Annotated in this window: 8 protein-coding genes; 3 read left to right on the top strand and 5 right to left on the bottom strand. The window is 60.4% G+C overall.

Annotated elements, in window-relative coordinates:
* The first annotated feature begins 108 nt into the window (after nucleotides 1-108).
* Both VGR67_07110 and VGR67_07105 read left to right on the top strand, forming a co-directional pair.
* Nucleotides 109-483, top strand: a complete 375-nt coding sequence (locus VGR67_07110) for a helix-turn-helix transcriptional regulator (protein ID HEV8336164.1) — start codon at nucleotides 109-111, stop codon at nucleotides 481-483.
* Nucleotides 484-656: 173 nt separating this feature from the next.
* Nucleotides 657-3815, top strand: coding sequence for a VIT domain-containing protein (locus VGR67_07105; protein ID HEV8336163.1), 3159 nt, complete (start codon nucleotides 657-659; stop codon nucleotides 3813-3815).
* A gap of 102 nt (nucleotides 3816-3917) precedes the next feature.
* Here VGR67_07105 and VGR67_07100 read toward each other — a convergent pair whose 3' ends face one another.
* The 5 genes from VGR67_07100 to VGR67_07080 all read right to left on the bottom strand — a co-directional run bounded on the left by VGR67_07100 (nucleotide 3918) and on the right by VGR67_07080 (nucleotide 11061).
* Nucleotides 3918-4043: a hypothetical protein gene (locus VGR67_07100; protein ID HEV8336162.1), complete on the bottom strand. Its 126-nt coding sequence runs from the start codon at nucleotides 4041-4043 to the stop codon at nucleotides 3918-3920.
* A 5-nt stretch (nucleotides 4044-4048) separates the two neighbouring features.
* Nucleotides 4049-6613 carry a DEAD/DEAH box helicase family protein gene (locus VGR67_07095; GenBank protein HEV8336161.1) on the bottom strand — a complete coding sequence of 855 codons (2565 nt, stop codon included), beginning with the start codon at nucleotides 6611-6613 and terminating at the stop codon, nucleotides 4049-4051.
* Nucleotides 6614-6619: 6 nt separating this feature from the next.
* Nucleotides 6620-8710, bottom strand: coding sequence for a site-specific DNA-methyltransferase (locus VGR67_07090; protein HEV8336160.1), 2091 nt, complete (start codon nucleotides 8708-8710; stop codon nucleotides 6620-6622).
* Nucleotides 8711-8849: 139 nt separating this feature from the next.
* A complete protein-coding gene (locus VGR67_07085) occupies nucleotides 8850-9806 on the bottom strand; it encodes a GIY-YIG nuclease family protein (GenBank protein HEV8336159.1) in 957 nt (318 codons plus the stop codon).
* Nucleotides 9807-9864: 58 nt separating this feature from the next.
* Nucleotides 9865-11061 (bottom strand): aminotransferase class I/II-fold pyridoxal phosphate-dependent enzyme, encoded by a 1197-nt coding sequence (locus tag VGR67_07080; protein ID HEV8336158.1) that lies wholly within the window; start codon nucleotides 11059-11061, stop codon nucleotides 9865-9867.
* Between the two features lie 221 nt (nucleotides 11062-11282).
* On the opposite strand from VGR67_07080, the gene VGR67_07075 reads away from it, so the two are divergent.
* Nucleotides 11283-13994: a protein kinase gene (locus tag VGR67_07075; GenBank protein ID HEV8336157.1), complete on the top strand. Its 2712-nt coding sequence runs from the start codon at nucleotides 11283-11285 to the stop codon at nucleotides 13992-13994.
* The last annotated feature ends 190 nt before the right edge of the window (nucleotides 13995-14184 follow it).

Below are 14184 nucleotides of genomic sequence, written 5' to 3'. Positions count from 1 at the left end.
CATTGCCTGAAAAGCCAAGAATTCTTCAACATTGCCCTTGACTCTCGTTACCTTTGTTGTATATTATTTACAACGTTGTAATGGTGATACAGCAAGGAGGTGCAATACATGTCTCAAACCACAACCTTCGGCGATTGGCTCAAAACCCGCAGGATCGCGAAGAAGCAGACGTTGCGAGCATTCGCACACCGAGCGGGAATTGACCCAGGAAACCTGAGTCGATACGAGCGTGGCGTCCTGGCCCCACCGCAGGACGCTGTAGTCCTGGAGCGCATAGGGAACGCACTCGAGATCCGGAAGAACACAGAGGAATGGCGAGAGATGGTCAGCCTGGCAGCTGTCGGAGGGGGGAGAATCCCGCCGGACATCACGGGCGATCCAGATCTTCTCAATGCTCTTCCCATTCTTTTCCGAGCGATGAAGGGCAAGAAGCTCACTCGCGAGGATCTGATCCGTCTCGCCAAGAAGATTCAGGAATCCTGATCCTGGAAGGAAACTCCCCTCCTAATTCTCATTGGTTCCTAGGCTGCGGTGCGCATGCCGCTCCCGGCGCGGGTTGGAGACAGCACGCCGCGTCATTTCTTCCTCCCTCCTTCTAGACTCTGCGCGTACATTGACAACGGGGGATCAAACTCACTGGCCTGGGAGGTGCCGCCATGAGACGAATCCCCGTTCTCGCCCACGCAGTCGTTCTTCTCGCCCTCTTCCTCATCGCCGCCCCTGGCGCGCTTCGAGCCCAGCAAGGTCCCGCCACCCAGCCTGGTGAGTCGACCCCGGCTAATCCGATCCCCGGCGGAGAGCTTCGCGCCACGTCCGAAAAGGGCGAGACCAAGCCCTTTCCTCTCAAGCACACCGACGTCCATGCCGAGATCACCGGCAACGTTGCGCAGGTCCGCGTCAACCAGGTCTTCCAGAACCCGTACGACCATCCCATCGAAGCGGTCTACGTCTTTCCGCTGCCGCACAAGGCGGCCGTGGACGACATGGAGATCCGCATCGGCGACCGGGTGATCCGCGGCGCCATCAAGAAGAGGGAAGAGGCGCGGGCGCTGTACGACGTCGCCCGGCGCTCCGGCCGGACCGCCGCGCTCCTCGACCAGGAGCGCCCCAACATTTTCACCCAGTCGGTCGCGAACATCCTCCCCGGCGAGGAGATCGTCGTCAGCATCCGCTTCTTCGACGTTCTCACCTACGATTCCGGGTTCTACGAGTTCGTGTTCCCGATGGTCGTGGGAGAGCGGTTCATGCCTGGCAATACAGGGCCGAGAACATCCGCTCCTTGGGGTCAGGAGAGCGGGAACATCTGTACTGACGTTCTCACACTCGCCGATGTTGCCGGTGCCTCTGGCGATTCTGAGACCGAGATCGCCCCAGAGGCCACGGACGAACTCGACGCAGAAGACGACTCCGATCCCGACAACGACCTTGACACCGATGATGACGGCACGGATGACCCGGCCGACGTCCTCCGCGGGGCCACCGCTCCCGGTGCCAGCGCCCCCGACACCGCCCGGATCACCCCGCCCGTCCTAGGCCCCGGCGAGCGCTCCGGCCACGACATCGCCCTCGAAGTCCAGCTCCAGACCGGCCTGCGCCTCCACGACCTCGCTTCGACCTCGCACGCCGTCGACATCGACAACCCCGCTCCCGGCCGCGCCACCGTCCGCCTACGCCAGGAGGACTCCATCCCCAACAAGGACTTCGTCCTGCGCTTCCGCCTCGACGGCTCGGCTCCCGAAGTCACCGTCCTGCCGCACCGCGCCACCGCCGGCGACCCCGGCTACTTCCTGATGTTCATCCAGCCCGAGCTGCAGCCCGCCCACGCCCGCATCACCCCCAAGGAGATGATCTTCGTCGTCGACTGCTCCGGCTCGATGAGCGGCGAGCCCATCGAGAAGGTCAAAGAAGCGATGCGCTACGCCCTGGAGAACCTGAATCCGCTCGACAACTTCCAGATCATCCGCTTCGCCGACAACGTGGAAGTCTTCGCTCCGGATCCCGTCCCCGCGACCCCCAGCCACGTGGCGCGCGCCCTCGAATACGTCGACGAGCTTTCCGGCAACGGCGGCACGATCCTGCTCGACGGCGTCGAGGCGTCCCTCAGCTACCCGGAGGATCCCCAGCGCCTCCGGATCGTCTCCTTCATGACCGACGGGTTCATCGGCAACGAGGACGAGATCCTCGCCTACCTGCGCGAGCACCTGGGCGGCGCCCGCCTCTTCTCCTTTGGCGTCGGCAGCTCTCCCAACCGCTACCTCCTCGACAAGATGGCGGAGTTCGGCCGCGGCGGCGTGGAGTACCTGCCCCTGAATGAAAATGCCGGCGAGTCCGTCCGGAGCTTCTACGACAAGATCCGGAACCCCTACCTGACCGACCTCGAGGTGAACTGGGGCGACTTCAAGGTCTCCGACGCCTATCCCGCGCAGCTCCCCGATCTCTTCCTCGGCAAGCCGATCGTCCTGATGGGACGCTACGATCAGGCAGGCGCTGGTGACATCACCCTACACGGCAAGCTCGGAGGCCAGCCCTACGAGCGCCGCCTCACGATTCAGCTCCCGGAGCGCTCCGACGGAGGCGAAGCTATCGCCTCCCTCTGGGCCCGTTCGAAGATCGAGGAGCTGAGCAATCAGCTCATCGGCAATCCAAATCATGAGCTCGTCGAGGAGATCACGGATGTCGCCTTATCCCACCGCCTCGTGTCCGCCTACACCTCCTTCGTAGCGGTGGAAGAGCAGCCCCGGACCGAGCCGGTAGAGCCCGAACAGGTCAAAGTTCCTCTCGTGATGCCCGAGGGGATGAAGGAAGAGCCTGTGGCGAGCACCGATAGCGCAGTCGCTGGCGGTGTCGCCGGCAGCGTGGTAGGAGGCGTTGAGGGTGGTGTTGTTGGAGGCGTTATCGGCGGAGTTCTAGGAGGAGTCCCCGGCGGTGTTCCTGGACAAGGGTACGCAGAAACTGTAACCGTTGCGGCTCAATCGGAAGTCATTAGCACTTCGAGTGCGTCGGTGGCAACCACTGCCAGCGCTGCCTACATCTCAAACCTGCCCGTTATGGCTCGAGACTACCAGGACGTCCTGACCCTGGCTCCTGGCGTCACTGAGATAGAGAATAGCGGCAGCCCCAACATCCACGGCGCTCTCGACACCGAAGTCGTAACGCTTGTGGATGGGGCCGACACGACGGATCCCTTTTCCGGACAATCCTCATCGAACATTAGCGCGAAGGCTTTGGCGGAGATCCAGGTCATCACCTCCGGCGCCACCGCGCAATTCAGCCGCGCGACCGGAGGATTCGTAAAGATCGCTAAAGGTCGCAAGGGGATCCCCGGTGCCAAACAAGCCGTCCGCCACGGCCCCTTCCCCACCCTCTGCCGCCTCGCGGCTCCGCAAAAGAGCTACCACGTCGGCGAAAACATCGCCCTCTACGTCGCCATCAAGAACATCTCCCCCAAGACCGTCAAGATCCCCGCATCCTTGTCGGTTTTCGACGGAACGGCGCTCTTTCGAATCCTGGACGACGAATGGAACGCAATCACGCCACAGCCAGCCTATGTTAAGGGCCCTGCGAAGGTGATCTCTGGGAAGGAGGTAGGCTCCGCACAGCCGGCGAACCCTGGGAAGAATATGAACCCTGCGAGGATGACGAGCTCGAGCAAGAAAAGGGACCTTCAGCCCGGGGAGTGGATCGTATTCAAGATCCTCCTCAACGGCAAGGGCGGTTATCACCTCGATCGACCCGGTCTCTATCACCTCGTCCTTCTCGGCTCGCACCTCGGCTTCCCCGATACTATTCAGCTGACGCTGAGGATTGACGAGTGAGCGTGGAGGGGAGTTAGAATATAGGTAGCCAAAAGGATGGACGCAACGCAGATGACGTTCGCGCGACCAACCGAGCGCGAGCGTGGCCGGCCGAGTTTGGCATTAGGTCAGCACCGTAGCGCCGTCCTGCACGGCTTGCCCGATGTCGTAGGCGCTAATGTAGTCGCCGCAGCTCGACCGTGTATTGGAGTCGTGCAGTTCGATCGGCGTGGCTAAGAAGCTAATCACTACCCCTAGCTCGCAGCTTTCGTCATGGAGACATCCAAGTCAGAGCGAAAACCAACGGCGTCTCTGCTTCTGAGCTTCTGGAAGAAGACGTTGAAGCTCCTCGGCGAAATCATGTTGAACTGATAGCGAGTCGATATCTTGACCTTTTCGAGCCATTGGTTGAGTCGCTTGAAATGATCAGTCGCGTATTCGTGCTTCTTAACATTGTCGGCCGAAGGATCGGCGATCTCCTCGTCGCCCTTGATCTCGACAACGAAGATGCGATCGTCCTGCTTGATGAAAAAGTCGGGAGCAAACTCTCCGCGCTTTGGCTTATTGCCTTTCTTCCAAGCATATTCAATCACGTAGAACCCGACCGGTGTATTTTTCAGCCAGGCATTGAACGTATGGGCGTTATCCCGACTGACCAGCAGGCGAATGAACTTTCTTTCCGGCGTTGCATCCGCAATGGCGAGATTTAGCGGAGTCTTGAAGTCCGCGGTGTTACTGACTTCCTCACGCCCACCTCGGAAATCACCATCAGGGTCCTCCACCTCGCGGAAAAACTCCTTCTGCTCGTCAACGAGAGTGCTAGCGCAGCCGGGAGGGTAGAACACTGTTTTGGACCCGCGACGCAATTCGGCAGCGCTACAGCTTTCTGCTTGTCGTGTGGAGGTGTTCTCATACAGCAGCGCATTGGGCGACAGCTTGTAAACGACCCGCTTCGCCGCCTTACGCCGTAGTGTGCCCAGCGCCTGCAGAAACTTCTGCCTGTTGTCATCGGTGATCTTGCCTGTCCTGACGTTCGCGTGCCTGAGCGAAGCCGTAACGACCTCCTCGCACACGGCCCGTGGGAACCTCTTCGCATAGCTAGTTCGATCCTTCGGGTCATCGGCATCCTTCGATTCGTCATCAATCGACTTGAGCCGCTGATACATCTGCTCAGCGACTTCCTCGACCGTCCACGTTTTGTGACGAATCGTCGTCTTGAAGGTCACGTGCTCTTCCGAAACGGCGCGCTCGAACCCAACTGTGACATCCTCCGTTTCCACTTGCGTGGGCAAATCAACATAGCCACCCTCGAACAGCCTATATTCCCCCTTTTTGGCATAAGTCGTAGCATCCTCTTCACGAGTGTAGTCGAGATTGTGTAGGTCGAAATTGTGAGGCGATGCCGCACTGACCGTAGATGTCAGCCGCCGCTCGATCTCCAGAATCTCATTCACCAGATGCTTGATCCGATTTGACCACGAATCGTGGTTGAATACCGTCACAACTGGGTCCTCACCCTTCCAGCCATCTGGCCGACGCAAGCCGCGACCAAGCACCTGAGCAACGAGCAGCTTGCTGTTAAAGGCGCGCTCTTCGTGCGGAACGATTTGGAACACATTCTTTACATCCCAGCCTTCGCTGAGCATTGAGACCGATATGATCCACTCCACCTTGCTCGCGGGACTGTCCACCACCCGCAGCCTGGCAACATTGGGCTGATGCTTCGCCGCCGAGGTCACGCACAGGACCTTTGCCGCCGCCTGGTCAGACTTGAGACTCTCCCACTCTTCGAGGAAGCCCTGCAATTCCTCCGCGACCCGCTCGGCATCGGCGATTCCTTTCGTGACGACGATCGTCAGCGGCCGAATGCCCCTAGCCTTGAGTTTCTTCTTCCAGTCCTCGTGTCGGTTGTAAATCAGTTGCCACTTCTCCTCCGGTTTTTCGGCGGCGGGCGGGAGTTCGTCCACATACTCCACCCTCTTGACGAACTTCTCCTCGATGGCCTGCCTCAGCGAGTAGCGATGAACCACGTCGGCAAAATAATCGTCTCCCACGTAGCATGTTCCAGAAACGCCCACTACCATCCTGAACCCATAGTCGGGATCTTCGAGGAACTCCTTCCATCGTTTGGAGGTCGTCCCGGACTCATTGACGACGTGATGTGCCTCGTCGTTGATCACGGCTACCCGGGCGCCCTTGCCCTTCAAACTTTCGCGTATGGAGGACTTGGTATTCTCCAGAATGGCATGGTAGTTCTCTACGCAGATTGAGCCATCCACGATGCTTTCCGATGCGTTGATAATCTTGGGCGTCCCGAATCGCGCGCCGTCGGGGAGGGCATCTCGAAGATCGCTGTTGCCAGCCTTCTCCCTAAACTTCTTCAGAAGGCCGTCCTCGATCGTGTTCGATGGGCAGAGCACGAGTACGCGATCGGCCGTTCCTTCGGCTAGTAAGATCATCGCTAGCCCATAGAGGACATAGCTCTTTCCAGTCCCCGTCGCCTGATCGACAGAGCAGGCTAACTGTTCAGGCAACTGAAGCTGCTTCTCCATGCCCGCCCAAGATCCATAGCGCTCCTGCAGCTCCGCGTTGTCGTCGAAATTCTCCTTCGCAAGTTCTCGAAGGTTGGTGTATTTGCCGCCAAGTAGGAAGCGTAACGTCGCGCGGATGGCCTCTTTTTGGTATTCCCTATAGCCGCAGAGCTCGTCCAAAAATGCCTCGTACTTCCCCTCGTTCCATGTCTTCGGGTCGATGTTGTCGGTCACCTTCAGGAGAAGGTCCTCGTTCTGAAATGTGCGCTTATCACCTTTGCTGCCCACGGTGGATTACTTCTTCGCTTTCTTTGGCGCCCTCTTGGCGGGCTTTGCTGCTTGTGCGAGACCCAGACCAAACTTGCTGGCGGGAATGACGTCTCGTGCCTCATTGCCGTAGATGTCCACGAACACCGCCATGAGCTGCTTGCCGACCGATTCGAGCGGAAACCGCACCTTCCAGTTTTCTTTCTGTATCGGCCCAGCGTAATATACCGCGTCGACGTCGAATACGTTTGATTCCGTGTCGAAATCAAAGTCAAGCATCACCATCGAAAGCGTCTCGCGATTAGACTTCTTGGTGGAGTCCCGGACAGCGGCTTCGCTCTTGAATGTCTTGATGTGGATCACGCCTTCGCTGAACGGCTCGCCCTTTTGTCCTTCTGCCGTGGCCACGTAGTGCAAATCGGGCGAGCGAATGAAATCGAAGCCAACCGCATCCACCGTGTCGTTGACTGCCAACTCGTCCACAGGTTGTTTGAGCGCCGTGAACTCTCGTTGGTGAAGTTCGTGGATGATCGAATAGGGTATGCGCAAAGCGAAGTAGCGCACGCCGTCCAGCGTCAGGTAGTCCTGCTGGAAATCGAAAACCAGCGCGGGTGCAATGATGAAAAGGCGGCCGCCCACCTTCGATCCAAGGGCTTCGTGCAAGCTTTGCACCGTCTCTTCGTCGATCCTCACACCGGGTTGCTTCTGATAATTGAACACCAGCACGCTTGTCCCTCTAAGGTAGCCGTCGAGCTGGATGCCGCCGATTCTATGAGCCTCGTCTCGACATTGAAACAATTGCAGTGCGAAAAAGCGCCACGCATCCCACGACAACGATCGGAGCTTTGAGAAATCGTAAAGACCGGCGTTGTAGAGCCCAAACGCCTTGGGCTTAAGGACTTCGCCTTGGTTGCCAATCCCGGACAGCAAATTGAGCATCCGTTTTTGGATAGTGTAAACGGCTAGTTTGCCGCAATCGACGCCAACCCATCGCCGACCCAGTTTCTCTGCAACGGCACAGGTCGTTCCTGATCCCGCAAATGCATCTAGAACTAAGTCGCCAGCGCGAGAGGACGTAGCGATTATGCGAGCAAGTAATGATTCTGGTTTCTGTGTTGGATAATCCATGCGTTCAGCGGCCTGGGAATTTACTGGATTGATATCCAGCCAGACATCAGCGGGAGAAACCCCAGGAAGATCGTCCACAAAACGCTTGATGCGTGCTACGCCCTTGTTTGTGTAGTAGAGAAGATTATCTTTTTCATATTGCTTCATGGTTGTTTCCGGACATCGCCATGTCCGAAAGATGCCCTTCCATTTGTATGGGTAGCCACCCCCTTTCAAACCTGTGCCGATGAGGTTATCGTCGGCATATCTCTTTCCCTTTCTCGGTCCGGTCGTCTCGATGTGTTTATAGCGCCCTGCAACATAGTCTTCGGCGTAGGGCCGATATTGAGAATTGAAAGGTGTAATCTCTGATTGTGCGTAAAAGAGGATAGAGTCATGAATGTTGGCATATCCACTCGCGTCGCTATGGGCAGATGTTCGCTTCCATATGATCTCACTTGAGAATCGCGATTCTCCAAACAACTCATCCATTATAATCTTGAGATAATGAAGTTTCTTTGTGTCTAAATGGAGATATATGCTGCCATCGTCTGCCAGTAGTTGTTTCAGTAGGACGAGACGCCTTCTCATAAATTCGACAAAAGCGGCGCCTTCGATCTTGTCTTGGTAAGCTCTTTGATCCTTCGAGCCGCTGAAATCTCGTTTTGTGGCGAACGGTGGGTCAATGTAGACAAGCCTAACTCCAGGCGTTCCATCACCGTTGCAGAGTCGTCCTTCCCGCTTCATCTCAAGCAGGGTCTTCATCACCTGCAAGTTGTCGCCAAAGATAAGCATGTTGTGCCATCCGTCTCCGTTCTCGCCGAACGTGCGAACCTTTTGAAGGGGCACGGCAATAGCGTTGGCAACTATGTCTTCCTCGCGTTCCTTCCCGTAATAGACGAGTTCGTATTCGCGTTTCTCTGGTGGGAAGAGGATTCGCACCCAGTCTGCCGAAAGCACCTCGCCTTGTTGTAATCGGCGGATGATTTCCTGGCGTTGTTCATCGGTCATTGCAGTCACTCTTCTGTGACAATAGTGAATACCTTCGGGATGCTCAGGGAGCGAGGCAAAGCAGTTCCAGTTATTTCAGGCTCCACTTCCTGCTAAGCCAAGAGTGAATTCTACCCCGAGATCCATAGGGGCTTGTGGTTTAAGTCGAGCGCGCCGAAATGACTGACAGAGACCGACCGAATAGTTCGACAACCCGCTTTGCGGAGAGCAGGCGTGCGAGGCTCGTATACCGCGGTCCTTGCATTGATCCTTGTGGTGCGTCGGCAAATGGAATCGGTCTCGGAAGCAGCGTGGCGGGCTCCGCGAACACAAGCTGGTATTTGTTATCGTCACCGTAGGGTTCGATTCGTTTCACGCGAGCATAATGGGTGATTGCGGATACCGGTGCAGATTGATATGCCGCGATGTACTTGATCTTGGAGAGCATTCCGCCACCAATGCGGATCGCATGCCAGCAGTTCTCACCCAGGAACACCTTCCTGAATCCGTCCTCCTGAGCTGGCACGACGACTGCATCCCTCTCATCAGATGGGTCCGTCATACCCCGCATTGTCGGGGGACCCGTCCCAGGCGTAGCGACCGGAGTAGGCTTCTCGAACACGCGAACGCCTAGGAGTGGGAGAATCCGGAGCATCTCTCGCAGAAAACCCAGCGTGTCGGCACGCTCAGACTCCGACAGTCCGGGCTCTCTTGGCTGGTTCGCGTTATCGAGGTGGCAACGTTCAGCGTTCTGCGCTCGCTGAAGCAGCGCGTGTTCTAGCCACGTGATGTGGGCACGATTCAGAGCGTTCGCGTTGGAGACGAACGCGTATGCCCAGTGCCAGAAGTCCTTTGTCGCGTAATGTGATTCGATCCTCGCGCCGATCTCGTCGCCTTGACCTACGTAGATCGTCGGGAGCTCATCGTCGGTACCTTCCGCTGTACCAGTGAGAATGTAAACGCCCGCTCTTTTGAACTCCGAGCGTCCGGCCACTTTCGGCCAGGCCGAGCGTGGTAAGGCGATACCGACGCCGGTCCAATTTAGGAGTTCGACAATCTTCACTCCCTCCGGGTCACCTTCCGGAACGAACACTCGTATTGTATACGGCTCAGCCATATTCTTCTCCGCTCAAGAGTCGCGGCGCACTAAATGGTTTTCAGGAGCTGTTTTGGCGTCATGACCGAATCGAAGTGGATGTGAGTCTATGCGGTGCACGAGTCGGGGTCCGACGATTGCGCAGTCGGGGGATTAAGGTGTCAATCTTCCCCAACCCCTTCGCCGTATACTCCACCGGACTCCCGTACCCAATCCTGATGTGCTTCGGCAACCCGCACTGATCTCCCGCGACGATCAGCACTGACTGCTCCTTACGCAACCTGTCCACCAGCTTGATCGACCCAATCGGCAGGCGATACTTCAGGAACGCAATCGCTCCTGCCTGCGGGGGCGTGTAATCGAAGAGATCTCCATGGCTCGCAATCCACTTCTCCAGCGGTGGCAGGTTGGTCCGGATGATCGAGTAAGTGCGCTGGAAGATCTTCTCCCTCCGCGCGGGCTCCATGGCGATGCGGGCGAGGTGGTCGCTGACGATGGAGGGGGCGATGGTGGTGTAGTCGCGGTGGGTCCAGATCGCCTCGATGGTCTTAGGAGGGCCGACGACCCAGCCGATGCGCAGGCCGGGGAGGCCGAAGGCCTTGGAGAGGCCGGAGGTGATGAGGACGCGCGCATAACGTCCGTAGAAGGTTGGCGTGGTGGTCCCGGAGAGCTCGGCGCCGCGGTAGATCTCATCGGCCACGATCCAGGCGCCGGCGCGGCGGGCGATCTGGACGATGGCGTCCATCTCCGCCTCGGTCAGGATGGCGCCGGTGGGGTTGTTGGGGTTGGTCACCAGGATGATGCGGGTCTTCTTGGTCACGGCGCGGCGCAGGGACTCCACGTCCAGCGCCCAGCGGGTGGCGGCGCCTTCCTTGCGGCGGACGAGGCGGAAGAAATCGGCGCGCTCGCCGTAGATGCGGGCGAGGCCGGGGGTCTGGAAGTAATTGGGGATTTGCAGGGCGACGCGGTCGGTCTTCTCGAGCAGCGTCCAGAAGGAGGCGTAGTTGGCCTCGGCGCCGCCGTTGGTGACGATGACGTTCTCGCGCGTGGCGCCGGGGTAGAACAGGGCGATGAGCTCGCGCAGCTTCTCGGTGCCGTTCGACTGGCAGTAGCCGAGCTCGGTTGCGAGCAGGCGCTCGGTCGAAAGCGCCGCCGGCGAGCCGTCCAGCAGCTCATCCAGGCGCATCGGGTGGACGCCGGACTCGGAGAGGTTGTACTCCACGTAGTTCTCGTACGTGGACTGCATCCGCTCCATCTTGAAGGTCGGGATGCGCAAGAGGCCTCCTCGGTGACGGGGCGGGCCGCCCGCCGCGGCGCGGGAGACGGTCGTCCGGGTGCCTGGGTTGCCGTGGCCTGGGGGTCAAAAAGGGCGGACAAATACTATCAAGAACCGGCGGGTGGAGGGAAGCGGACGCGGGCTCTCCGGGGAGGCGGGAGGTGGTTTCAGCTTATACTGCCTCGCTACGCGACGCCTCGCCCGTAGGGATGGCCGAAACGATGAGCTTGAACGCCGGAAAAAGGCTTGGGCCTTACGAAGTGCTCTCTCCGCTTGGCGCGGGAGGGATGGGCGAGGTCTATCGGGCGCGTGACACGCGCCTGGGGCGCGAAGTCGCCGTCAAGGTCCTGCCGCAACACCTTTCGTCGAATCCCGAAGTCCGCGCCCGCTTCGAGCGCGAAGCGAAAACGGTCTCGTCGCTCAACCATCCGCACATCTGCACGCTCTTCGACATCGGCCGAGAGGGCGGCACCGACTATCTGGTGATGGAGCTGATCGAAGGCGAGACGCTGGCGGAGCGTCTCGCCAAGCGGGCGCTGCCCACGCCCGAGGTATTGCGCATCGGCGCCGAGATTGCCGACGCGCTGGACAAGGCGCACCGGGCGGGGGTGGTGCACCGCGACCTCAAGCCCGGCAACGTGATGCTCACGAAATCGGGCGCCAAGCTGATGGATTTCGGCCTGGCGCGCGCCACCGGCCTGGCGGGAGGGGACAGCGGCAGCGGCGTCTCCATGACGGCGCTCACGCAATCGCCCACGATGGCCCAGCCGCTCACGGCCGAGGGGACGATCGTGGGAACGTTTCAATACATGGCGCCCGAGCAGCTGGAAGGAAAAGAGGCGGGGGTGAGCGCCGACATATGGGCGCTGGGCTGCGTGCTCTACGAGATGGCGACGGGCCGGCGGGCCTTCAGCGGCGCGAGCCAGGCGTCGCTGATCACCTCCATCATGGGCTCCAAACCCGCGCCTATTTCCCAGGCGGTGCCGGTGTCGCCGCCCGCGCTCGACCGGCTGGTGGAGGCCTGTCTCGCCAAGGACCCGGCCGACCGGATTCAGAACGCGCACGACTTGAAGCTGCAGCTCGACTGGATCGCCGAGGGCGGCTGGCAGACCGGTGCCACGAAACCGGCGGTCAAGGGGCGCCCGCTTCGCGAAGTGGTCGCCTGGGTGGTGGCGGCGCTGGCGGTCGTGGCCGCCGGAGCAGCGGTTTTCGTAGCCACCCGGACGCCTCCCGAGCCGCCTCTTGCCCAGGCCCTGCTGGAGCCGCCGCCGGGCGTGCTGTTCTCGTCGAGCACCGACAACCCGCTGCCCCTCGCCATTTCTCCGGATGGCTCGACGATCGCGTTTTGCGCCCGCAACGGCCAGGGGCCCGACCTGCTCTGGGTGCGCTCGCTGGGAGCGGCGGACGCCCACCCGCTCGCCGGCACGGAATCCGCGCAGGGACCGTTCTTTTCTCCGGATGGGAAATCGCTGGGGTTCTTCGCCAACGCCAAGCTCAAACGGGTGGATGTGGCGGGCGGCCCGGTGATCACCCTGGCGGACGACGTGGACCCCCGGGGCGGAACCTGGAACCGGGCCGGCGACATTCTGTTCACCAGCGGGGCGCTCGGTCCGGTCTCCCGGGTCTCAAGCGAAGGCGGTCCGGTGACCGCGGCGACCACCCTCGACGCCGCCCTCACGGAAAAGAGCCACCGCTATCCGCACTTTCTTCCGGATGGCCGGCACTTTCTTTACCTGGCTCGTCACGGCGCCACGGCCGGCAGCGGTGAGGCACCGACTATCTACGCCGGTGAGCTGGGATCGAACCGGCGAACCGAGGTGCTGCACGTGGCGTCCAACATCATCTATTCGCGCGGACACTTGATCTATGTGCGCGGCACCGTGCTGGTGGCCCAGCGATTCGACACAGCCGCGCTGAAGATTGACGGTCCGGCCGTCCCTCTCGTGGACGAAGTTCGCATCGACAAACGATTCAGCCGGGGGGTCTTCGCGGCCTCCGAGAGCGGCGTGCTCCTCTGCATGACGGGGAGCAACCAGACACGCACGCAGCTGCGCTGGCTCGATCGCTCCGGGCGGATCCTGGGCGACGTCGGCGAGCCGGCGGATTATACGTACGGCGGCACGCCGAGCATCTCACCGGACGGGCGCAGCGCCGTGCTCTCCATCGCGAATCCGGACCACGGCACCTCGGACATCTGGCTGGTCGATCTCGAGACGGGCCGCCGGAACAAGCTCACCGTGGATAACGCCGACCATCCGCACGTCGCCTGGCTCTCCGACGGCAAGTCGGTTGCGGTGCCGACCAACGGTGCCGGCAACGCCAAGCTGGATGCGCTCAGCATCGATGGGACCCGATCCTGGCCGATCATCGACTCCAAGTCCGATTTCATCTGGCCGATGGCGTCCTGGCGCGACGTGCTGCTGTACTGGCCGGAGGATGCGGCGAAGCCATTCGACGGCGAGCTCTACTCCATCGCCGCCGCGGGCCGGGGGAAACCCACGCTGTTCGCCAAGATCAAGTCGGAGGATTTCTTCCTCAGCGCCCAGTTTTCTCCGGACGGTCGCTTCGTCGCTTACACTGCCGGGGAGACGGGCCGGAACCAGGTCTACGTCGCGGCGTATCCTCAGCCCGGAGGTCGCTGGCAGGTTTCGCAGGGGGGAGGACGGCAGGCGCGCTGGAATCGAAACGGCCGCGAGTTGTTCTACATCGATCCCGGCAATTTCCTGGTGTCGGTGGAAATCATCCCGTCGGCGGCGGGCTTCCAGACAGGCTCGTCCCGCAAGCTCTTCCAGTTTCACGGCGCTTCCGGGCTCTGGCCCTACGACGTGGCGCCCGACGGCAACCGCTTCCTGGTGACCGTCCCTCGCGAGGAGGACCTCGCCTCACCCGTGACGCTCATCACCGACTGGACGCGCAAAGCGAACCCCCGGTGACGCATTTCGCCTGGAGTTCGACTCGTTCAGGCGGTCCACCGCTTCGGAAACGGTGACGGACTCCTGGCCGGCTTCTGGAGCCGCAGCATCCCGGCGCGCCGCTCGACGGGCGAGGCTACGCCTCGCTTGGATGTAAATCGGCAGCGCCTTTGCGACCTGATAAGAAAAAGGGGCGGGCCCGGCGGCCCAC

The sequence above is a fragment of the Candidatus Polarisedimenticolia bacterium genome, assembly GCA_036004685.1.
Classification (GTDB): Bacteria; Acidobacteriota; Polarisedimenticolia; order Gp22-AA2; family AA152; genus DASYRE01.
The sequence above is the reverse complement of the archived record's forward strand: the minus strand, read 5'-3'. Positions and strand labels throughout refer to the sequence as shown.

Bases quoted from the DNA above. Each gene is read 5' to 3' on its own strand.
- VGR67_07075 (HEV8336157.1), top strand. From the start codon at position 11,283: ATGAGCTTGAACGCCGGAAAAAGGCTTGGGCCTTACGAAGTGCTCTCT.
- VGR67_07110 (HEV8336164.1), top strand. From the start codon at position 109: ATGTCTCAAACCACAACCTTCGGCGATTGGCTCAAAACCCGCAGGATC.
- VGR67_07090 (HEV8336160.1), bottom strand. From the start codon at position 8,710: ATGACCGATGAACAACGCCAGGAAATCATCCGCCGATTACAACAAGGC.
- VGR67_07105 (HEV8336163.1), top strand. From the start codon at position 657: ATGAGACGAATCCCCGTTCTCGCCCACGCAGTCGTTCTTCTCGCCCTC.
- VGR67_07085 (HEV8336159.1), bottom strand. From the start codon at position 9,806: ATGGCTGAGCCGTATACAATACGAGTGTTCGTTCCGGAAGGTGACCCG.